The sequence below is a fragment of the Kordiimonas aquimaris genome, assembly GCF_025574485.1.
Classification (GTDB): Bacteria; Pseudomonadota; Alphaproteobacteria; order Sphingomonadales; family Kordiimonadaceae; genus Kordiimonas; species Kordiimonas aquimaris.
In genome coordinates this window covers 64,560-84,112 of sequence record NZ_JAOBPO010000005.1, presented here as the reverse complement: position 1 = coordinate 84,112, position 19,553 = coordinate 64,560, and the positions used below count along the sequence as shown (strand labels likewise).

Below are 19,553 nucleotides of genomic sequence, written 5' to 3'. Positions count from 1 at the left end.
AAGGAAGGTCTTTTATATCCGGCTATAATTTGATGCTTGAAAGGCTTGGCATATGAAAGGCTGGCGTAAAATACTCTTACCGCTCCTTGCTTTTGCAGTGGCTGTTTGGCCAGTTGCGAGCCTGTCGGCGTATGCTGTCGAGACCGAGAGCAATTACGATACCTGTATCACCTCTTGGGACGGGATGTTGTCCAACCTTTCGTCACTTGCCACAAACGTTGGAGCCTCCGAGGAGGTTTTCTGCGGCCATTTTATGAGCGTTGAAGATATACCTTTGGAGAATACCGCGGCAGATTTTGTACCTGCTCCTCCTGTATTTACCCTGCAAAACCTTCGTTTTTTCGTACCTGATTTGAATTCACACATCGTGTTCATCAATGCTGAGCATGCCCCCCACTCTCTAAATCCAGAAGTTGCTCCACACCCGCCCAAACACTGTTGAACCCCATCGCACGCTCTCGACCTTTTTTTGAATGAACCCTTTTAAGGGTCATGGCGTCTGGTTTGCCCGGCAATCGGGATCTTACATCAATTTACAGTTTTGGAGAGTTGCCATGAGAGCAATTTCTTACTGGGGCGTGGCTACCAGCATGGCATGCGCTGTGTCGGCACTGGGCCTGACCCCCACATACGCTCAGAGCACGGAACAAGCTCAAATTCTGGAACGGCTAGATACGCTCCAGGCAGAGTTGGATGCACTGAAAAAACAGCTTGCAGAAACAAAAACGCAAGCAGATCAATCAAAGAAACTTGCCGAAAAAGCGGATAACCGTGCCCAAAAGGCGGTGTTGGCCGCTGATCAAGTGCGACCAAATGCCTGGCACATGGCAGGTTACGCCGATGTGGGTATTGAGTTCAGCGACGGTGAAAACTCAGACACCTTCACCAGCGGCAAGTTCAACCCCGCATTCCATTTCCTCTATAAAGATCTGGTTCTGTTCGAATCAGAGTTTCAGGTCACCACAATGGACGGCGGCGAAACCGACCTTGAACTGGAATATAGTCAACTTGATTTTCTGCTGCACGACAACGCGGTTCTGGTAGCAGGGAAGTTTCTCAGCCCTGTCGGTCAGTTTCAGGAACGGTTACACCCGAGCTGGATCAACCGATTGACAAATGCACCCGTCGGTTTTGGTCACGGCGGTATTCAGCCGCTTAGCGATGTGGGGCTTATGCTCAGGGGCGGTATCCCTGTCGGTGAGCGATTATTCACCTACTCCGTGGCGGTCGGTAACGGTCCGCGTCTGGGGCATGACGGTGTGGAACTGGAGGGCTTTGGTCGTGACGACAATTCAAACAAAGCCATCAGTGGGCGTGCGGCCTTCTTCCCTATTGATAATCTTGAAATTGGTGGCTCCTTCCTGTTTGCCAAAGTGACAGCCGAGGGGGAAGAGGAGCCCGACGACGATCACGATGACGACGAAGTCCTAGCGAGCGTGGTAGCTGATTCCGGCGACCTACAAGACCTGCCTCTGCGAGATTACGACCTGTGGGGGTTTGACGCCGCTTTTACTAAAGGCAATTGGGACATCCGCGCGGAGTATCTTAACGCCAATCTGAAGGGCCTTGGCGACCCAGACGATGATCATGGAGATGTGATCGAACCGCTCTCGTGGGAAGCCTGGTATGCCCAGGTCGCCTATCGTATGTCGGGTGTTTCAGACTCATCGTTTTTCCAGAAGCTTGAACCCGTTGTTCGCTACGGACGGTTCACAGTGGAAGGAGACCATGACCTGGAGGACGAACTCAACGAGAAAAGGTTTAACATTGGCCTTAACTATTGGGTTTCCCCGTCTGTAGTGGTCAAGAGCGCGATTGAATTCCGCAATTATATGGCCAGCGAGCGTGAAGACGATACCCGCCTTCAGCTTCAGTTGTCCTACGGTTTCTAAGAAATGAAAGGAGATATTCCGATGACACGGAAAAGAGATTTTATTCCGCTTATGTTTGTAGCAGCAACGGTTGCGTTACTGGGTTTGGGCGCCGCACTTGCCCAAGCTGACAAACCTAAAGCAGATCCAATGCAATTTGCCCGCGGGGCCAAGGCCTGGGCCAAGAACTGCGCCCGCTGCCACAATATGAGAAGCGCGCAAGACAACTCCGATGAGGAATGGCAGGTGGACATCGCCCATATGCGGGTGCGCGCCAACATTCCCGGTGATGTCGCGCGCGACATCAGAGCCTTCTTGCAGGCGAGCAACAACTAGGACAACAGCCATGAAAAAACGAACGATATTCAGAGTGCTCGCCACATCGACTTCCATCATACTTTTGTCTGGTGTTGCCGGTGCGCAGTTCATCGACATCGCCAACGGCAAGGAAAGATACGAGGAAACCTGCATTGCCTGTCATGGCGGAAACGGCAAAGGGGCCTTTGCCGGCATGCCCGACTTGACTAGAAAAAATGGTCCCTTTTCAAAAAGTGATGCCGAGTTGTTGCAAACCGTGACAGACGGCCTTGACCGGCCGGAGGCCGAGATGGCGATGCCACCACAAGGCGGCAATCCCGACCTAACGGAAAGCGACATAAAAGACATCCTTGCCTATATGCGCAGGTCATTTAAATGGAAGTAAAATAACGCACAAACAGTCGGAGTGTTGGCCTCCGAGCAAGCATTCCGACTGAAATATTATTGAAAGAGAGCCGACCAGGTGCCGGTTAGCCCGCGGACATAAAGCAAAGCAGGAACACTGAGGCAAACTTCTGTGAAAATTGGCTGTTGTCACCGGTGGATTTTGAACAGCAAACTGAAATGAAATCGTTAGGTGTCTAACAAATCAGAGGTGGCTCGATACTCAACTATAGTGCAAACATAAGGAGCAAAGCATGAAAACTAATCTTCTCTCAAAACCATTGTCAGCGGCGCTGGCGATACTAATCACTCCAACAAAGGCATTCCCCGCCATTGTCCATGACGGCAAAAAAGAACATTCGTCCATGAAGGAACAAACGGCCGAGTACATGAAATTAAAAGGCCGCAAAGACCATATGTGCAGCATGCAAATGCATGAAAAAATGATCAAGTATATAACGAGGAGTATGACCAGCATTCTTATTGTATTCGTTGCATCAATAAGCGTATCAGCCGATGGTGACGCCGTAAAAGGTCAAAAGGTTTTTAACAAGTGCCGTGCCTGTCACACGCTGAAGCCTGGTCGTAATATGGTAGGCCCGAGCCTTGCCGGCATTATGGGAAAGGAAGCAGGAAAAACGGAAAAGTTCAGATATTCAAAAGTGATGCTCGAATCGGGCTGGACTTGGGATGAGGCCACAATGACCAACTACCTTGCCCAACCACAAACAGCCCTTAAAGGCACAAAAATGGCCTTCGTTGGTCTAAAAAAGCCTGAGGATATTGAAAATTTGATCGCTTACTTGAAAGAAAACTAGGAATTTGTACACTGGGATATAGATTCCAGTTCTTTTAATCTCATCAATAAAGATCATCCACACTCGAAACATGCCGGCAAAGAGCCTAGGTCGCGTTGGCCGCCAGCACCATATAGAGGTCCCCCCTTTACCCGTAAGCGGATTAGACAAATGCACGCTCAGTGCCGCAGGTTCGCCAGTTCCCATCGCCATCTGGTTCAGACTGATTTTCGGACCACCCGTCTCATCGACTACAATTTTCCAATTGTCATCGTCGGGGCTACGGCCCAGTGCCTGTATTTCGTCGGTATTCAAAAGAATATCGCCGAAACCTCCTCGCTTTAAACTCCAGTTTATACATCAGCTTTTGGAAACCACCCACCTAGTGTAAGCGCATTTAGAAGGACACTGATAGAACTGGGTGCCATAGTGCCACCCGCAATCATGGGGCAAGGATACATCGGAACATCTTGGGCGCAAACATATAGCCGCACAGGCATACAAGGTGGCTGAGAAACGACCATTCCGTCCTTCGGCACTGTTGACAGAACAGGTGATGGCGGCACCAGTTGAGACTCTGGAGCCCGGAGCGATGATGTCAGAAACGTTGCGGCAATTTGGGAAAATGCCTTCCGTCATCTGCCGATAGTTTCAACCGCGGGCAGGCTAGTCGGCATTGTTTCTGAGCGCGACATCCTGCGACATCGGGCTTAACCGCGAATTTTCAATCCAAAGCACCGACCAACCGAGACGACGTGCAGATAGAGCATATAATGACGCCAAAGGTGTTAACTGCCAGTGTGAATACCGATGTTCGGTATATGGCGCGCTTAGTATTACCGAAAGATGCGCTACTCTAATCTTGGCCTAATTCGCTATGTACTCGCACTCTCCCCCGTGCAGCATATTCGTCAAATAGGATAGCCGACTATAGGTGACGTAAACTTCGGCCTTTTTACAACCATCTGGAACCGCCTGCTTTGGGCACCGTCTAATAGCTTGTGCTTAAATACTTATTTCCTATTATAGATACTTTAAAATACCAAAGGGGAGAGAAAATGACGAAGCAACTGAAAAAATTTATTTGGGCAGCTATGATCATATTAACGCCTGGTCCAGCCTTCGCGGATACAGAAGGTGAGAAAGCCATCAAAGAAATTATCACGGCTATTGAATATGGCTGGGAAAATGGCGATGGCACACCCTTTAGAAAGCATTTTCTGGATTTTGATGGTGCGCGCTATATTGAGTCTGGAGGCCAGAACGAAGGGCTTGACGACCTTGTGACCCATCACGTGGAACCGGAAAAGGATGCGCTCGAATATCTAAGTATCGATTTCTCAGATATTGATATCTATTTCGAAGAAGGTTTTGCCTGGGCTATTGCCGATACACGCGTCAAAGGCAAAGTCCGCAAAAGTGGCGAGGAATTTGATAAAGCAGGCCGAGAAACATTTTTGTTCCGTATGGTGGATGGTGCATGGAAGGTAGTTCACACACATTCGTCCAGTCGCGATTATAAACCAAAGAAGCCAGCAAACTGATATTATGTTGCGCAAACCCGCTACGTGGTTACGGTCATCTTGATATTGAGCAAACTACATGTGGGGAGACGCCAAATGTCTCTTTCATGGTTTGCGAGAAGTGACCAGGTTCTGAAGTGGCCGCTTTAAGGGAGGCACTGGTCACATCTGCGCCGGCGACCATATCTCCGCAAGTGAAAAACCGAGTGACTGCGCTTCACGAAAAAAACGCACCTTGTTTATTGTCTCGCTGCCATAGCCCCGGCAGCCGGGGGCAGCCTATCTGGTGCAGACAGAAAGTCGTGGCGCTCATAATAGCGAATGGTTTCGACACCGACGCCAGTTCGGGCTGCCAGCTTACCAATCGTCAAATATTTCCTGTATTTTCTCCTACAGCCATTTTTTGTAAATAGACTGCAATCTCTTTGATTCGCCTCAACTTAAGCCCTAGCGTTTACTATAAGGTCATGGCTTTAAAAGCATAAAGAGTAGGAGACAAAGTTAAGATATTGGCCTTCAACGTTTTTTTCTGCCCAAGATAAAGTTGAAATCTCGGCGATAGAACCGGTAAAATAGCAGGAAAAGGCCAGATAAGGCAAAAACCAGCGCTGAAATGGAGAATGTTATCAAAAGTGGATTATTAAAATCTTGGCGTTCTTCATAATCCATAATGTGTAGCATCCAGAAAAAGTCGAAAAGACGCCAGTCGGATGAACGTCGGGCTACCACACGCGCCTGAACGGGCGAAACATATATTGATGTCTTCTCATCGTCCGCAAAATTCACGCGCCACACCGGAAGCGGTCCACGGTAATCAATATTGTTTTCCATCATTTCAATAACGGCAGAAACAGGATAGTCAGGCGCATAATCTGCCTCTGCAATTGTTTGCGCAAGCTCCTTGGAAATTGGCGTGATCAATTGCCCCGTAATGGCATCACGAATCTCTTGCCCATCTTCGAAACGGATCTTGGCAATGGTTTTTCCAAGTAGAGTGTCATAACCAAGCTGAATTATAGGTCTTCCCGCAAGTTCAGATAGCGCTTGGAAGGAAAGTAGGTCGAGCTGGTTATCAATTGCGGGCGGTACCTTGAGTGCTACCTTATGTTCGCCCCGGACTTCTTCGATTGGAATCCAAGACATGACAACACCGCCCATGACCCAGAATACAATCTGGAGGCCAACGAACAATCCAATCCATTTGTGAGTAGTGGCCATATATTTATGGAGCTTTTGTTTCTGACTAAAAGCCATACTTCCCCTTTCTATGCGTTTCCCAAGGGGATCATTTTCGTCCCCGCAATTAGTAGGCAGTATAAAGGTTGGAGTAAGAACAGGGTCAAGATCATCAATAAGAAATATTGATCCTGATATATTGTCAAAAGATCCCGGCCGCTTCTCAAGGCATGGCGATCACGCATGCTAGCGGTCTGTCATGTAATGCATATGAATATTCTTAAATGCAATCAAGGTTTACTAGTTACTCGCGTGTTATTGAGGTCACCACCGCTTGGCTGGTTTTCGCATGACTAACGGCATTTTAACCATATCAAGCGTACAGTTTACTCAACCCATAACTGATAACATCGACGCCGCAGGCTCACCTTTGGCTAATTCAGAATTTGCAAAGGTGACAATCACATGGGATTGTTGAAAGGGAAAAATTCAGTAAATCATTCGATTATCTAACCGTTTCTTGTTGTCAAAGGCGACCAGCCAGCCAGCTCTCCCGATTGATCTCGTAGTTACTCTTTAACGCCACCTTTCTGCAATATCATTTTTCTGAATGTCACCTGAAAGTACCTTTACGCGCGCAAAATGCTCGTTGATAACGTCCACAACTTCAATCGTACCGATTTCTTCGCGTAGCAAGTCCTCATCAGCGAACTCATCAGGAATAGAAATACGGAAAACATTCAAAACCTGCCCGGGCTGGGCGCCGTCTGCGGCTCCTATACATATGACGGTATCCGATTGAGTAGCAGAAACAACTAGACACCGCATAAAGACTCCATGAACCAAGCCGCCCCCGTAACCAAGCTTTGCGCAGCTTGCAATTGAGATTGCAAGCACAAGAGCAACGGCGAAACCGAATTGTATTCGACTAGGTTACGCCAAATTTGACACAGTACTGTTTGCTCGAATGCCTAGAGCAGCTTCTGCTATGCAGTTAATTTGCTGTGCTCTTCGCATAGATTGTGATCCGCCAGCACCTTGATAATACGGCAGTCGGAAACTGTGCCGCCAGCACAGTGACTGATCATGCGCCTGAGTTCATTTTCCATAACTTTCAGCGAGGCGATTTTGCGTTCCACTTCATTCAGATGATTGCACGCGATTTCGTCCACCTCATCGCACGGCCTGTCGGGCTGGTCTGCAAGTGCCAGCAAACTCCTGATGTCATCGAGCGAAAACCCCAGCTCACGGCTATGCCGGATAAAAGTCAGACGTTCCAAATGAGTGTCGTCATACATTCGCCGATTGTTGGCAGCACGGACGGCGGGCGGCATCACGCCGATCTCTTCATAATACCGGATTGTCTGCACCTTGCAGCCGGTACGCGCCGCGAGTTCGCCAATCATAAAATCCTGCGACATGCATTTTTTCCTTGCTCCTACAGCAACTGTAGCATGTAGGTTCTGAGTTGTGAAACTAACAATGATTCGGAAATGACAAATGTCTGACGACTGTGGCTGCAGCTCAACTCAAAATTTTGATGGTTCATCACCTGCTTATAAGCGCATCCTGATAATTATCATCGCAATCAATTTCGGTATGTTTGTGGTTGAACTTTTAGGCGGACTGTCGTCTGGCTCCATGGCTCTTCTGGCAGACTCGCTCGATTTTCTCGGTGACAGCGCGACCTATACAATTTCGTTAATTGTCATTGGAATGCCAATCGCAACGCGGGCGAAAGCTGGTTTATTTAAAGGCCTGTCGCTTTTTATCATAGCGGCATGGGTGCTTGGAAGTACAATTTACCGGGTATTTGTCGAAGGTGTGCCCGAGGCTTTGACTATGGGCGCAATTGGTTTTGCAGCCCTTGCCGCCAATGTGATCAGCGTGATTCTACTCCTGAAATATAAAGATGGAGACAGCAATGTACGCTCAGTCTGGCTTTGCAGCAGAAATGATGCGGTCGGCAATATTGCTGTGATACTCGCAGCTTCCGGGATTGCAGCTACAGATACAGCGTGGCCAGACCTTGCAGTTGCAGGCGTCATGGCGAGCTTGTTCATCCATTCTGCAACCAAAATTGTTCGGCAGTCGTGGAGTGAGCTTGAAGCTGAAAAGATACACCCGTCAACGACAACGAGCAAAAATTAATGACAGCACATGTTTCAGTCGGTACAAGTGCCGTGTTCGGCATAAACTCGAAAGTGATTTTGAAAACATAAATGGCAAGTTACCTTAAAATATTACTGCTCTTTATTTTTGTCGCAGCGCCTGCTCTGGATATTGCGTTTCTGGACTCTAAGGAGCCGCCAAATCATATTGCTGAATCATTCCATGATACAGAAAACCAAACTCCGTCCGGCGATACCGATTTGCACTGTATTTGTCATGTGATCCATCACGGCATGGCCTTTGGCAAAGCCGTGAACCGTGATATTGTCGCCCTATCAGGATTGACATGGCCTATCGCCGATGACATTTTGCTTGGCTTACATCCAAAGCCAGGCCTGCATCCCCCTTCAACCCAACTCTCATAAGACCAGTAATTTTCAACGCGCACCGCGGCAATCAATACACAGTCGCGCGCGCCTAAAACATCTATTTTTGAGAGTAATCAATCATGAAAAGAATGCGCCGTACCCTTGTGGGTATTGCAGCCGTCGGCTATTGCACAGCATTTGTGCCTTGGTTCACTGCAGCATTGGCGGACGACCAAAAGCGTCCAGTCCTCTATGAGTTTATCCAACAAACAGTTGGAGACCATCCATCCCTGAAAGCTTCAGAGGCCGCATTGTCTGCGGCTTGGGCTAGAGCCCGCGGTCAGGCTCAACCCGTCTATAACCCCGCATTGGCAGTTGGGTATGAAAATGCGGAACTAACCACCAAAGAGATTGGTATCTCTCAGGCCTTTGACTGGTCCGGTAAACGCGGGGCTCGGGCGGGCGTTGGCAGGGCTGAAATTGAGGCAGCGGAAGCAGCTTATGCTTTAGCCCGTAAAACACTTTTGACGGAAATTCTCACGGCGCTGGCAAATTATCGTACCGAGTTTCAGAAACACAGCGTGGCTGCTGAAAAAGAAGCGCTCAGTGTAAAATTTTTGGCCCTTGCAAAACGATTAAGCAGCGCCGGGGAAATGCCGCGCGCAGAATTACTAACCGCGCAACTGGCGCTGGCGGAATCTCGGGCAGCCAAAAACGAAGTAGCCGCGGCACTCTCCAATGCAAACGAAAGGCTGATAGCGACGGTTGGTGAAGACCGTGGCTTCTGGCCAAGACTAGACGGTGTCCCAAGCATTTCCAGCATAGGTGCAGACGGCAGTAAATTTATCGTTGAAAAACTACCTGAAATGCGGCTGGCAATTGCTAAAACAGAGATATCCCGGGCCCGTATCAAAGTGGCTAAAACTGATCGCATGCCAGACCCGACGGTTGGCTTGAGAGTTGGGGAAGAAGGAAACAGTAATCTCATCGGTCTCTCGGTTTCCATGCCCATTCCAATCCGCAATAACTACAAGGCTGAGGTTCAGGCCGCTGGCTCAGACCTTATGGTCGCCCAGCAAGACTATTATTCGGTAAACCGACAAGTCAGGGCCCGCTTCGATGCGAGCTTGAGACGCTACATATCCGCGTCCGACGCCTGGCGTGCTTGGGAAGAGAATGGGGCCGAACCACTTGGCGAGCAAAGAGCCCTTCTTGGTCAACTATTAGAAGCCCGAGAAATAAGCGCAATTAACTATCTCGTACAACTTAATCAAACTTTCGCCACAGAAACTGCATCAATAGAGCTGAACGGTCGGCTCTGGAGCGCCTGGTTCGAGTGGCAAAATGCTGGTGCCAATATCAGCACCTGGCTGGAGACAATACAATGAATAAATCCTTGAAATTTTCCCTCACGCTCTTTGCCTCAGGGCTTGCGCTAAATGCAGGGTCCATAGAGCTGGGCTATATGAACTCGCCGGTTTATGCCGCTGAGCAAGAAGATCACGGTGAGGAAAACGTCGTCGAGATGACAGCAGCCCAGAGGCGAGCGAACGGCGTCGTCACTGCTCTCGTTGCACGCCAGAAACTAGTGGAAACAATTGACGCTCCAGGAGAGGTTACGCTCAATCAATATGCCACATCACAAGTAACGCCTCGCATAACAGCGCAAGTTGTCGCGCGCCATGTCCGCATGGGCGATACGGTGCGAAAAGGCCAGCCTATTATAACGTTGACCAGTGTCGAGATGGCGGAAGCTCAGGGCGAATTGATCCTTGCGGAGAATGAATGGAAGCGTACTTCCAGGCTAGGTAGGGATGTTGTTTCTGAACAACGTTTCATTGAAGCGCAGGTTGCAGCCCAGCAGGCACGAGCGAAAGTCCTTGCCTACGGCATGACAGAAAATGGTCTCGTCAAATTCTCCAAGAATGGCAGCGCGTTAGCAGCAATAGGACAATTCGACCTGGTTGCACCGCAGGACGGCACGATTATTAACGATAACTTTATTGTCGGGCAGTTCATTGAGCCTGGCGACCTTCTGTTTGAAGTAAGCGATGAAAGGAAGATATGGGTCGAAGCCAAACTATCTCCGGACAAAGCATCAAATATTGAGATTGGATCACTCGCTTGGATATCCGAGGATGGTAACCGAACTGCGGGACAGGTGGTGCAGGTTTTTCATCAGGTTGACGAGGTAACCCGGACGCTTGCGGTGCGAGTGCAAGTGGACAATGAAGCAGACGATTTTCATCCTGGCGAGTTTGTTGATGTCGCTATTTCGACGGGCGAAAGCGTGCCGACGATCGCAGTTCCAAACCAAGCAATTGTACTGATGGCCGGGAAGCAGGTTGTCTTCAAAGTCGAAGGCAATGAATTGCACCCCACACCGATTGTTGTTGGTGCCACCCTCGGCGATTGGACCTCGGTTTTATCGGGCGTTTCTTTAGACGACGAAATTGTCATCAAGAACGCCTTCTTAGTTAAATCTCTTATCTTGAAATCCGAGATGGGCGAAGGCCACGGGCATTAAAGGAGGCTATCATGTTAAATAAACTTGTTGAACTTTCCCTCCAGTATAAATTTCTGGTGGTCATCGGATTTGTTGTGGTCGCACTCCTTGGCGTGCGGGCAGTTAACAATATCCCAATTGATGCCTTCCCCGATGTAACGCCTATTCAGGTGAATATTTATACGGAATCACCCGGTCTGGCAGCGGAAGACGTGGAACAGCTGCTAACCTTCCCTGTCGAATCCGGCATGGCGGGCTTGCCTGCGGTGCAAGAGATACGCTCCGTCAGTCTTTTTGGCCTTTCCTATGTCGCCGTCTATTTTGAAGACGATATGGATATATATTTTGCCCGCCGTCTGGTGATGGAGCGGCTAGCTGAGGTGGGAGACCGTATTCCGGAAGGCTACGGCACGCCTGAGATGGGCCCTAACACTTCGGGTCTTGGTCAGGTGTTTTGGTACACCGTTGAGCGAGCAGACGAGGAGCTCAATGCTGCTGTTACCGATATGGATTTGCGCACGCTGCAGGACTGGACAGTACGGTTGATACTGCGCACGGCCCCTGGAGTTGACGATGTGATGTCGTGGGGCGGCCAGGAACGGCAATATCAGGTTCAGATCGACCCGCAAAGGCTTATCAAATACGGCCTTGGTTACAAGGATATTATGGAGACGATTGAGGCCAATAACCGGCAGGTTGGCGGTCAATATATCGATCAGGGACCAGAGCAATATCTGGTGCGCGGCCTTGGTCTCGTAAAAGGTGAAACTGATATTGGCAATATTGTTGTGAAAGTCAGTGACGGTACGCCCGTCTATCTGAAAGATGTTGCTGAGGTCAAGCAAGCTGGCGGACTGCGTTTTGGCGCCGTGACGCGAGACGGCAAGGAAGTTGTACTCGGCATGGCATTGTCCCGGGTTGGTGAGAACGCCAAAAATGTGGTGGATGCCGTGAAGGCAAAAATCGCGATCACCGAACAGGCTCTGCCCGACGGTGTTGTGCTCAAACCGATTTATGATCGCACCGACCTCGTTGAAAAAGCGATCTCCACAGCTGAAAATGCGCTTATAGAAGGCTCTATTCTCGTGGCGATTGTCTTGTTCCTGTTTCTCGGGGAAATTCGCTCTGCAATAGTTGTGATCACAGCCTTGCCGTTAGCGATGTTAATTGCCTTTATCTTTATGGAATACGCCGGACTGTCCGCAAACCTGATGTCGCTTGCCGGACTGGCGATTGGCATCGGTATGATGGTCGACGGCGCGGTCGTCATGGTTGAAAACTCTTTCCGGGTGATGGCAGAGCGCCGAGAAGCCGGTGAGAAAGTGAACCGCACAGCGGCGGTGCTTGAGGCAGCAAGAGAAGTGGCCAACCCAATCTCATTCGCCATTCTCGTTATCATCGTTGTATTCATACCGCTCTTCTCGCTGGAGGGGCTGGAAGGCAAGCTCTTCAAACCTATGGCCTTCAATATCAGTTTTGCCATGGCGGGTTCGCTTGTGCTGACCCTCACAATCATCCCGGTGTTGGCAGCGCTGATCCTGAAGCCAAAGGCTGAGCGTGATACCCTTCTGGTAGCCTCAATCAAGAAGGTCTATTTGCCGTTCTTGGCGTGGTCGCTTGACCATAAAAAGGTAGTTGTAAGCAGTGCAGCGGCACTGTTGATTGCTAGTCTCGCGCTGTTTCCACTGTTGGGTAAAGAATTCATGCCCCAGCTTCAGGAAGGTTCGATTATGTGGAGGGTTACATCGATCCCATCTGCGTCCCTCGATCAGTCGATAAAAATATCCAAGGATATTGAAGCTGCACTAGGTGAGTTTCCGGAGGTGGAAACAACACTTGCCATGATCGGGCGCGCCGAAAAGGGTGAAACCGCCGATGTTAATTACATGGAGATATACACAGCCCTAAAACCCGATAATGAATGGACCAGTGATCGCTCAATCGAAGAACTCGCTGATGCCATGCGAGAGAAACTAGAGGTCGTTGTACCGACAGCTGTGATTGCTTTTACCCAGCCTATCCAGATGCGGGTTGAAGAGTTGATTTCAGGCGTGCGCGCAACGCTTGCGATCAAACTTTACGGCGAGGATCTGGGTGAGCTTGATCGAATCAGTAGTGAGTTGAAAGACGCTGTTGCAAGTGTGCCGGGCGTAGCGGATCTCTCGCTGGAAGCAAATCTGGGTAAACCCCAGGTTCGCATCGAAGTGGACCGTATGGCACTCGCGCGGTTCGGTATGAATGCTGATGATGTGCTCACGATTGTGCGTACTGGTATTGGCAATGAGCCTGTTAGCACCTTGATATCAGGCGTGAAGCGTTTTGACATCACTGCGCGGTTGCAGGATGCCTCCAAAACTTCAGTTGCAGCCATTAAGGCAATACCGCTCTCGACCTCATCTGGGGCAATTATTACGCTTGCGGATGTGGCCGATGTCACTGTGGCAGAAGGCTATAGCTTTGTCAGACGGGAACAACTCCAGCGCTACGCGGTTATCCAGATGGATGTGCGCGGCCGTGACGTGGACGGTTTCGTTCAGGAAGCAAACGAAATCATCGAGGCAACTGTGGATATGCCTCCCGGTTACTGGGTCGAATGGGGCGGTGCTTTTGAAAACCAGCAGCGAGCACTTACAAGGCTTTCTGTGATCGTACCGCTAACGATTTTCTTTATCTTTGTGTTGCTCTACACGGCCTTCAACTCGGTACGTTTTGCAACCCTGATCATTGCCAATGTGCCCTTTGCAACCGCCGGTGGCCTGATTGGTTTGTTCGTTACTGGGCAATATGTCTCGGTGCCGTCGGCAATTGGGTTCATTGCAGTGTTCGGGGTGGCGATGTTGAACGGCATCGTATTGGTGAACTTTATCAACGAACTGCGCTCAAAAGGCATGAGCGTGCACGATGCTGTTCGCAAAGGCACTGAACTCAGACTCAGGCCTGTGTTGATGACCGCAAGTGTCGCAATCCTGGGTCTGGTACCCATGTTGCTCTCTGCGGGTGTCGGTGCGGAAACACAGCGCCCGCTGGCAACCGTAGTGGTTGGCGGGCTACTCACGTCCACCCTGCTAACGCTTGTCCTTCTGCCCGTTATTTACGAGTGGATGGAAACTAGAGGCAGCACAGCAAAAGAAAAACCATCAAAAACCGAGGTGCTATCATGAAGGAAATCAAAGCATTCATTCATCGCAACAGAATATCGGACGTCGTCCATGAATTGAAACAGACGGGATACAAATACATTTCGGTCGTTGATGTGTTGGGGCTCCTTAAGGCACTGGATAGCCAGGAGCAGCAATATTCGGTCGAGATTGGGGACAAGGTCGTGGCCGAGGTCAAGCTGGAACTTGTCTGCGACAATGAGAAATTAAACCAGGCGATTGAGATCATTGTCGAGAATGCACGGACCGGCCAGAAGACGGCAGGATGGATTTATGTGACAGATATCGAGCGAACCATCATGATTGACGGTAGTTAACTGCAGGAAACACCTTGGGCCAAACAAGCGTTTTGGCCCAAGGCTATTCTCGCGTTCTTCACGCGCATACTAATGACCAAAATCAATGCGGCATGGAACCGATGTGTCCTAAAATTCGACGAATACTGGAATTATCCAGACCTATAGACAAGGAGACACGAAAATGAATAGCTACATGGCAACCGGGGCCTGTTTATTGGTTGCTTTCGGGCTGGGCTCTCCCGCCTGGGCTCAACCGGTAGACCCTCTGTGCAGACCGTCCATGATGTGGAGTGATGGTTGGCACGGCTGGTTTGTTGGGCCGGTTATGATGATCCTGTTTCTCGCAATCGCAGTTGCAGTCATCTTTCTTATTGTCCGGTGGCTCGGAGGGAACACTCATGGCCACTCGGCGGCACCTTCAGGGCCTCCACGGCAACACGCCATCGATATTCTCAAGGATCGTTTCGCACGCGGCGAGATCGATAAAGAAGAATTCGAGAAAAAACGTCAGCTTATAGAGAAATGACTGTCTAACCACTCCAAAGTGATAAGTATTTTGGGGTGGATTAGTCAAGTCGTGCATGGCGGCATACCTTTGGTACTCCCGTTTGACCGTGACGGTGCGACGAAACCTCCTGTTTTTATAACACCAGTGTGGCGATCGGCTCTAGGTGAGCAATAAACTTGCAAAGCTTATTGTTTCGGAATTTCTTGCCGCGCTAGAAACACGGCAATGGGACAATGCCAATTGATAGTTCCAAAACGATCAGCCTTTCGCTGAAAAGTTGGCGCAATATTAACCCCAGGTTTCTCATGGAAACTGTTGCGGATTTAAGTAATAATGATTATTATTTGCATAAATTAAATAAAGAACGGCTGAATATATATGAACCGCATATTTCATTTCTTTTTCCCGTTGACACTCTTGTTGGCCATTTCAACAGCAGGTCGGGCTGATACCAGCGACCGGTTGGTACAACTCATCGACTATGTTGGTGTGGACTATTCTGAAGCTGTTTCAGAAGGAACTATTGTCAATCAGGGTGAATATGCAGAAATGGTGGAGTTCACTGCCATAATCGAAACCTCTGTGGCAAGTATCGCGGGTTCTCCAATCGCGAGCGAATTGCTGCAGCAAGCCCGAGAACTAGGTCATTTGATAAAGAATAAAGCACCGGCTGGTGAAGTTCGAGCACTTGCGCATACCATGCGAACTACCATCATCCACCTTTATGACTTGAAAGTGGCTCCTGACCAGGCGCCCGATCTGCTGCAAGGCCAAGCACTATACCAAGAAACATGTGCGACATGTCACGGAGCCTATGGCAACGGCAATGGGGAGCTGGGGAAAGACTTGGACCCACAACCAACTGACTTCACAGAAGTGGCTCGCTTCAGGCAGCGATCACTGTATGCATTGTTTAATACGATCACTTACGGTGTTGAAGGAACTGGAATGTCAGATTATTCGCAGCTTTCAACGGTAGATCGTTGGAATTTAGCTGCCTATGTAGGCAGTATTGGTGTCGATAAGGAAGTTGCGGCTAACGGTAAAAGGACGTGGCAACAATTCAACGGTAACGATACCATAGTAGATGTAAAAGCCTATGCGGGCCTTTCACCTGATGAGGCTGCCAATAAATGGACCAAGGGCTATGCGTTGATGGCATATTTGAGAACAGAACCTGAGGTTCTGTTTGATTTCAAAACGCCGCCGCTCACCGTGGCAATGAATTCACTTCAAACTAGTTTGAAAGCATACGAGCAAGGCGAGACAGAAAAAGCCTACGAGTTCGCGCTCACCGCTTATCTAGAAGGTTTTGAGCTTGTGGAGGCAAATCTCGCCGCATTGGATACCCGTCTCATGAGGGATATTGAAAGTGAGATGCTGTTGTTGCGCAATGACATTGGCACCAAAAGCCCTTTAAAAAGTGTCGCCGCGCGCATCCAAAAACTTCAGTTATTGCTGCAACAAGCGCAATCAAAAATGGCTGACAAGGGGGGCTTGACACCAACTGCTGCATTCGTAACCAGCTTTATCATTTTACTCCGGGAAGGCCTGGAGGCTATACTCGTTGTTGTGGCGCTTTCCGCTTTCCTGTTGAAAACCGATCGGCGGGACGCCATGCCCTACTTGCATGCAGGCTGGATTGCAGCATTGATTTTGGGTCTGCTTACTTGGGTCGCATCTGAACGTTTTGTCCAAATCAGCGGAGCAACGCGAGAGGTTACTGAAGGAGTTGCCGCATTAGTAGCATCGGGTATGCTGCTCTTCGTTGGGTATTGGCTCCATAGCAAAACAAGTGCTTCGGGGTGGCAAGCATTCATTCAAAAAAGTCTTAAAGCCGCTCTTAATAAACGTACCCTATGGGGGCTCGCTGGACTGTCCTTCATATCCGTCTACAGGGAAGTTTTTGAGACAATCCTCTTTTATCAAGCGCTATGGGCCCAGGCGGCGTCCAGTAGTGCTGATTGGGTGACGGGTGGTTTTCTGGTTGCTGCGTTGCTGTTGGTGCTGCTGGCCGCGTTAATCATAAGATTTAGCGTAAAGATTCCTCTACGACATTTTTTTGCAAGTACGGGCATTCTTCTCCTGATTTTGTCTTTTATTTTTGCAGGCAAAGGCATCGCCGCCCTTCAGGCGGCAGGCGAAATACAACAAACTATGTTGCAGTTTGAAGCCGTTGAGTGGTTGGGCATTTTTCCCAGCCAGGAGGGGCTGCTTATACAGGCCACCATTCTTCTCGCATCCGCAGTTTTTTTGTCCAGAGGATTTTTCGCCAGAAGGCAAAAAGAGTGACAGGTTTTCTTCCCTTCCACCGATTACTATAATGAATCTACCTTGGGTCAATGCTAGTTAATTTGTTGAAATTGGGCATTCAATTTGATTTGACGGCGCTCGAGAATTAAAGAAACCCATCGCCGCGGAAACTCGCTTCCCGGGATTGAGCACAAAAAAGTGACTTATACGAGAGTGGGTAGCTTGATACCGTGTGCCTGCATGAAAAACATACCCCAACATATCTCAGCGCTAGTTCTTCTTGCATTCGTAGCAACGATCGTCGATGTGATTGGCATTTATGAAGCCGTCGCTCACGAAGATGCGCCAGCCTCGGCCTCCATGGGTTGTCACGGTGCCGAACCGCCGACCGATTGGGAACACGAAGAACCGTGCACAGGTACCAGTGTTGTACCTTGCCATTTTTGCGCCATTCTCATCACACTATCTTTTCAAAACTCTGCCGAAGAGTTTCAGGCTCAAAGCGACCGCCGCCTTCAATATTTCACTGATACCATCGCTGAGCTAGACCCGGACCCACCCAAAACACTCCTCCTCTGATTCTAAATGTTCACGCGGCTTAAGTGCTGCAACGTTTCAATAATCAATGGAGGAAAGGCGAATGAAGCCTATTTCCAACATATGCGCCTCGTTATATGAGGCCAGAGATCATGCTATGATCGGTGTGAGTCCTTTTAATAGCTATTTTTCCGAGGGTCGACTAGCGGACCTATTTTCATGGGCAAACCAGCATTTCAATAGTTTCCATGTTTTCGTGCCCGATGAAGCGACACGCTATACGCTTGAAGCAGCGGGTTATAGTCGAGCACGCGCACGGAAAAAAGCCAGACGGCAAGCAAACTACCTCCTGAACAAGATCAAGCGGGCGCTATTGAAAACATCTCCCAGACTTGACCAATCGTTCGTGCTCACAAACGGAGTGCTCAGAAAGAATAACCGCTACAATGTGCTTCTGGCACGGGTTGAACAGAGATTTGCAACTGACGAGGTGTTCAGACAGCAATGTCTGGAATGTACCCGCTGGGTCCTTGAAAACCAGGTCGAAGCAATCGACACAATCGATGAGGCTGCGTTGTTGCACGCTGTTCGGTATTTCCTCGAAGAGCTGCCGCTCTTTATGGACAGTGCCAGCATCGTCCAAACTCGGACATCGGTGTTCTGCTATCATCAATGTCCCGCAATCCTGCAAGGTCTCTACGAAGACCGTTCAGACGGTCTCATGGACGAGCAACAGGGCTTCTTAGTTGTCAACAGGCCGATGCTGGCAACAAAAGTGGCCTAAACCCAAAATATGTAGGGGCGTCTCAGGGCGCCTCTATTCTTCGAGCAAGCGATCAATGATAGCGCAGTCCGGGGTTTCACCGCCGCTGCATTCAGCGGCCATGCCCTCAAGCGCAGCCTGCATTTTAGCGAGGTCATTGATTTTGCCAGCGATGATGCCAGCGTTGACGAGGGCAATATCTCTTACTTCATCGCATGCGTACGACCCATCTACCATTTCCAAGAGGCCGCTAACCTCATTGTTGGTAAAACCAAGCTCACGTGAGCGCCGGATAAACTTCAATCGTTTCAGATGATCAATTGAGTAGCACCGATAGCCAGCTCCTGTGCGCGGCGGATCAGGCATAAGACCAATTTTCTCATAAAAACGTATGGTCTCCAAGTTTACGCCAGCCTCTTTCGCCAGCTTGCCTCTCGTATATTCACGTTTTTGAGATATGGTCATTTTTCTCTTTACCCTGTATTTAATACAGGGTGTAGGTTACGTTAAATTCAGACGTAACGCAAACAGCGTCTTGAACGAACACATAGACAAGAATGAAGTCAGTAACCAAAGAAAGACTACAGTAATGAGTGATATTAGACAGCCAGCGGACAAGAGCAAAAGCTGGAGCGCCAGCCTTGGTGCCATCGGGGCAATATTGGCTTCGTCATGCTGTATTTTACCGTTTGTCTTCCTGATGCTGGGTGTTAGCGGCTCATGGATTGGCAACCTCACAGTTATGGAGCCTTATAAGGACTATTTTGCATTGATTGCGCTTGGATTTTTAGGCGTCGGTTTTTGGCAGGTTTACTTCAAACCGAAGAAACAATGCGATGAAGGCTACTGTGCAACGCCGAAGTCTGAGCGTGTCATCAAATCGGTTTTATGGATTTCCACAGTGCTGGTTTTGCTGGCACTGACAGTTGATTTTTGGGCACCGATCCTCGGTGAATATATTTAAACGTAAACAAGGAGAA

Annotated in this window: 22 protein-coding genes and 1 pseudogene; 18 read left to right on the top strand and 5 right to left on the bottom strand. The window is 49.3% G+C overall.

The window, feature by feature from the left end; translation table 11 throughout:
• The first annotated feature begins 52 nt into the window (after nt 1-52).
• The 7 genes and pseudogenes from OEU88_RS15165 to OEU88_RS15140 all read left to right on the top strand — a co-directional run bounded on the left by OEU88_RS15165 (nt 53) and on the right by OEU88_RS15140 (nt 4,914).
• On the top strand, nt 53-442 hold the full coding sequence (locus OEU88_RS15165; protein WP_262696054.1) for a hypothetical protein: 390 nt from the start codon (nt 53-55) through the stop codon (nt 440-442).
• 112 nt (nt 443-554) lie between these two features.
• Nucleotides 555-1,892: a porin gene (locus tag OEU88_RS15160; RefSeq protein ID WP_262696053.1), complete on the top strand. Its 1,338-nt coding sequence runs from the start codon at nt 555-557 to the stop codon at nt 1,890-1,892.
• Between the two features lie 21 nt (nt 1,893-1,913).
• Nucleotides 1,914-2,207 (top strand): hypothetical protein, encoded by a 294-nt coding sequence (locus OEU88_RS15155; RefSeq protein ID WP_262696052.1) that lies wholly within the window; start codon nt 1,914-1,916, stop codon nt 2,205-2,207.
• A gap of 10 nt (nt 2,208-2,217) precedes the next feature.
• Nucleotides 2,218-2,574, top strand: coding sequence for a c-type cytochrome (locus OEU88_RS15150; RefSeq protein WP_262696051.1), 357 nt, complete (start codon nt 2,218-2,220; stop codon nt 2,572-2,574).
• 253 nt (nt 2,575-2,827) lie between these two features.
• Complete coding sequence (locus OEU88_RS15145) at nt 2,828-3,391, top strand: c-type cytochrome (RefSeq protein WP_262696050.1); 564 nt, start codon at nt 2,828-2,830, stop codon at nt 3,389-3,391.
• Nucleotides 3,392-3,970: 579 nt separating this feature from the next.
• A pseudogene (locus tag OEU88_RS17715) lies at nt 3,971-4,084 on the top strand (CBS domain-containing protein); the annotation flags it as partial.
• Nucleotides 4,085-4,428: 344 nt separating this feature from the next.
• A complete protein-coding gene (locus OEU88_RS15140; RefSeq protein WP_262696049.1) occupies nt 4,429-4,914 on the top strand; it encodes a YybH family protein in 486 nt (161 codons plus the stop codon).
• 218 nt (nt 4,915-5,132) lie between these two features.
• Here OEU88_RS15140 and OEU88_RS17710 read toward each other — a convergent pair whose 3' ends face one another.
• The 4 genes from OEU88_RS17710 to OEU88_RS15125 all read right to left on the bottom strand — a co-directional run bounded on the left by OEU88_RS17710 (nt 5,133) and on the right by OEU88_RS15125 (nt 7,490).
• Complete coding sequence (locus tag OEU88_RS17710) at nt 5,133-5,264, bottom strand: MerR family DNA-binding transcriptional regulator (protein WP_394805279.1); 132 nt, start codon at nt 5,262-5,264, stop codon at nt 5,133-5,135.
• Between the two features lie 145 nt (nt 5,265-5,409).
• A complete protein-coding gene (locus OEU88_RS15135; protein WP_262696048.1) occupies nt 5,410-6,147 on the bottom strand; it encodes a PepSY domain-containing protein in 738 nt (245 codons plus the stop codon).
• A gap of 498 nt (nt 6,148-6,645) precedes the next feature.
• The gene (locus tag OEU88_RS15130) at nt 6,646-6,897 is read right to left on the bottom strand and encodes a hypothetical protein (protein WP_262696047.1); all 252 of its coding nucleotides are present in this window, start codon (nt 6,895-6,897) and stop codon (nt 6,646-6,648) included.
• A gap of 158 nt (nt 6,898-7,055) precedes the next feature.
• Nucleotides 7,056-7,490: a MerR family transcriptional regulator gene (locus OEU88_RS15125; protein WP_262696046.1), complete on the bottom strand. Its 435-nt coding sequence runs from the start codon at nt 7,488-7,490 to the stop codon at nt 7,056-7,058.
• Nucleotides 7,491-7,569: 79 nt separating this feature from the next.
• On the opposite strand from OEU88_RS15125, the gene OEU88_RS15120 reads away from it, so the two are divergent.
• The 10 genes from OEU88_RS15120 (at nt 7,570) to OEU88_RS15075 (ending at nt 18,594) form a co-directional block, all read left to right on the top strand.
• Nucleotides 7,570-8,220 carry a cation transporter gene (locus OEU88_RS15120; RefSeq protein WP_262696045.1) on the top strand — a complete coding sequence of 217 codons (651 nt, stop codon included), beginning with the start codon at nt 7,570-7,572 and terminating at the stop codon, nt 8,218-8,220.
• Nucleotides 8,221-8,291: 71 nt separating this feature from the next.
• Nucleotides 8,292-8,606 (top strand): hypothetical protein, encoded by a 315-nt coding sequence (locus tag OEU88_RS15115; protein WP_262696044.1) that lies wholly within the window; start codon nt 8,292-8,294, stop codon nt 8,604-8,606.
• Between the two features lie 83 nt (nt 8,607-8,689).
• Nucleotides 8,690-9,937, top strand: a complete 1,248-nt coding sequence (locus tag OEU88_RS15110; RefSeq protein ID WP_262696043.1) for a TolC family protein — start codon at nt 8,690-8,692, stop codon at nt 9,935-9,937.
• Nucleotides 9,934-11,076 carry an efflux RND transporter periplasmic adaptor subunit gene (locus OEU88_RS15105; protein WP_262696042.1) on the top strand — a complete coding sequence of 381 codons (1,143 nt, stop codon included), beginning with the start codon at nt 9,934-9,936 and terminating at the stop codon, nt 11,074-11,076. Before OEU88_RS15110 ends, OEU88_RS15105 begins: the two co-directional genes overlap by 4 nt.
• Before the next feature lie 11 nt (nt 11,077-11,087).
• Nucleotides 11,088-14,216: an efflux RND transporter permease subunit gene (locus OEU88_RS15100; RefSeq protein ID WP_262696041.1), complete on the top strand. Its 3,129-nt coding sequence runs from the start codon at nt 11,088-11,090 to the stop codon at nt 14,214-14,216.
• Nucleotides 14,213-14,530, top strand: a complete 318-nt coding sequence (locus OEU88_RS15095) for a P-II family nitrogen regulator (protein ID WP_262696040.1) — start codon at nt 14,213-14,215, stop codon at nt 14,528-14,530. The genes OEU88_RS15100 and OEU88_RS15095 overlap by 4 nt, the downstream gene beginning before the upstream one ends.
• Nucleotides 14,531-14,693: 163 nt before the next feature.
• The gene (locus tag OEU88_RS15090) at nt 14,694-15,038 is read left to right on the top strand and encodes an SHOCT domain-containing protein (protein WP_262696039.1); all 345 of its coding nucleotides are present in this window, start codon (nt 14,694-14,696) and stop codon (nt 15,036-15,038) included.
• A 360-nt stretch (nt 15,039-15,398) separates the two neighbouring features.
• Nucleotides 15,399-17,312, top strand: coding sequence for an FTR1 family protein (locus OEU88_RS15085; protein WP_262696038.1), 1,914 nt, complete (start codon nt 15,399-15,401; stop codon nt 17,310-17,312).
• A gap of 201 nt (nt 17,313-17,513) precedes the next feature.
• The gene (locus OEU88_RS15080; RefSeq protein WP_262696037.1) at nt 17,514-17,852 is read left to right on the top strand and encodes a hypothetical protein; all 339 of its coding nucleotides are present in this window, start codon (nt 17,514-17,516) and stop codon (nt 17,850-17,852) included.
• Between the two features lie 61 nt (nt 17,853-17,913).
• Nucleotides 17,914-18,594 carry a tRNA-dependent cyclodipeptide synthase gene (locus tag OEU88_RS15075; protein WP_262696036.1) on the top strand — a complete coding sequence of 227 codons (681 nt, stop codon included), beginning with the start codon at nt 17,914-17,916 and terminating at the stop codon, nt 18,592-18,594.
• A 33-nt stretch (nt 18,595-18,627) separates the two neighbouring features.
• Here OEU88_RS15075 and OEU88_RS15070 read toward each other — a convergent pair whose 3' ends face one another.
• On the bottom strand, nt 18,628-19,038 hold the full coding sequence (locus OEU88_RS15070) for a MerR family transcriptional regulator (protein WP_262696035.1): 411 nt from the start codon (nt 19,036-19,038) through the stop codon (nt 18,628-18,630).
• A 124-nt stretch (nt 19,039-19,162) separates the two neighbouring features.
• Between OEU88_RS15070 and OEU88_RS15065 the strand changes: the two genes are divergently transcribed.
• Nucleotides 19,163-19,537, top strand: a complete 375-nt coding sequence (locus OEU88_RS15065) for a mercuric transporter MerT family protein (protein WP_262696034.1) — start codon at nt 19,163-19,165, stop codon at nt 19,535-19,537.
• Nucleotides 19,538-19,553 lie beyond the last annotated feature (16 nt).

Coding starts and splice junctions, on each gene's coding strand:
- OEU88_RS15165 (WP_262696054.1), top strand. CDS start 53: ATGAAAGGCTGGCGTAAAATACTCTTACCGCTCCTTGCTTTTGCAGTG.
- OEU88_RS15160 (WP_262696053.1), top strand. CDS start 555: ATGAGAGCAATTTCTTACTGGGGCGTGGCTACCAGCATGGCATGCGCT.
- OEU88_RS15155 (WP_262696052.1), top strand. CDS start 1,914: ATGACACGGAAAAGAGATTTTATTCCGCTTATGTTTGTAGCAGCAACG.
- OEU88_RS15150 (WP_262696051.1), top strand. CDS start 2,218: ATGAAAAAACGAACGATATTCAGAGTGCTCGCCACATCGACTTCCATC.
- OEU88_RS15145 (WP_262696050.1), top strand. CDS start 2,828: ATGAAAACTAATCTTCTCTCAAAACCATTGTCAGCGGCGCTGGCGATA.
- OEU88_RS15140 (WP_262696049.1), top strand. CDS start 4,429: ATGACGAAGCAACTGAAAAAATTTATTTGGGCAGCTATGATCATATTA.
- OEU88_RS15135 (WP_262696048.1), bottom strand. CDS start 6,147: ATGGCTTTTAGTCAGAAACAAAAGCTCCATAAATATATGGCCACTACT.
- OEU88_RS15130 (WP_262696047.1), bottom strand. CDS start 6,897: ATGCGGTGTCTAGTTGTTTCTGCTACTCAATCGGATACCGTCATATGT.
- OEU88_RS15125 (WP_262696046.1), bottom strand. CDS start 7,490: ATGTCGCAGGATTTTATGATTGGCGAACTCGCGGCGCGTACCGGCTGC.
- OEU88_RS15120 (WP_262696045.1), top strand. CDS start 7,570: ATGTCTGACGACTGTGGCTGCAGCTCAACTCAAAATTTTGATGGTTCA.
- OEU88_RS15115 (WP_262696044.1), top strand. CDS start 8,292: ATGGCAAGTTACCTTAAAATATTACTGCTCTTTATTTTTGTCGCAGCG.
- OEU88_RS15110 (WP_262696043.1), top strand. CDS start 8,690: ATGAAAAGAATGCGCCGTACCCTTGTGGGTATTGCAGCCGTCGGCTAT.
- OEU88_RS15105 (WP_262696042.1), top strand. CDS start 9,934: ATGAATAAATCCTTGAAATTTTCCCTCACGCTCTTTGCCTCAGGGCTT.
- OEU88_RS15100 (WP_262696041.1), top strand. CDS start 11,088: ATGTTAAATAAACTTGTTGAACTTTCCCTCCAGTATAAATTTCTGGTG.
- OEU88_RS15095 (WP_262696040.1), top strand. CDS start 14,213: ATGAAGGAAATCAAAGCATTCATTCATCGCAACAGAATATCGGACGTC.
- OEU88_RS15090 (WP_262696039.1), top strand. CDS start 14,694: ATGAATAGCTACATGGCAACCGGGGCCTGTTTATTGGTTGCTTTCGGG.
- OEU88_RS15085 (WP_262696038.1), top strand. CDS start 15,399: ATGAACCGCATATTTCATTTCTTTTTCCCGTTGACACTCTTGTTGGCC.
- OEU88_RS15080 (WP_262696037.1), top strand. CDS start 17,514: ATGAAAAACATACCCCAACATATCTCAGCGCTAGTTCTTCTTGCATTC.
- OEU88_RS15075 (WP_262696036.1), top strand. CDS start 17,914: ATGAAGCCTATTTCCAACATATGCGCCTCGTTATATGAGGCCAGAGAT.
- OEU88_RS15070 (WP_262696035.1), bottom strand. CDS start 19,038: ATGACCATATCTCAAAAACGTGAATATACGAGAGGCAAGCTGGCGAAA.
- OEU88_RS15065 (WP_262696034.1), top strand. CDS start 19,163: ATGAGTGATATTAGACAGCCAGCGGACAAGAGCAAAAGCTGGAGCGCC.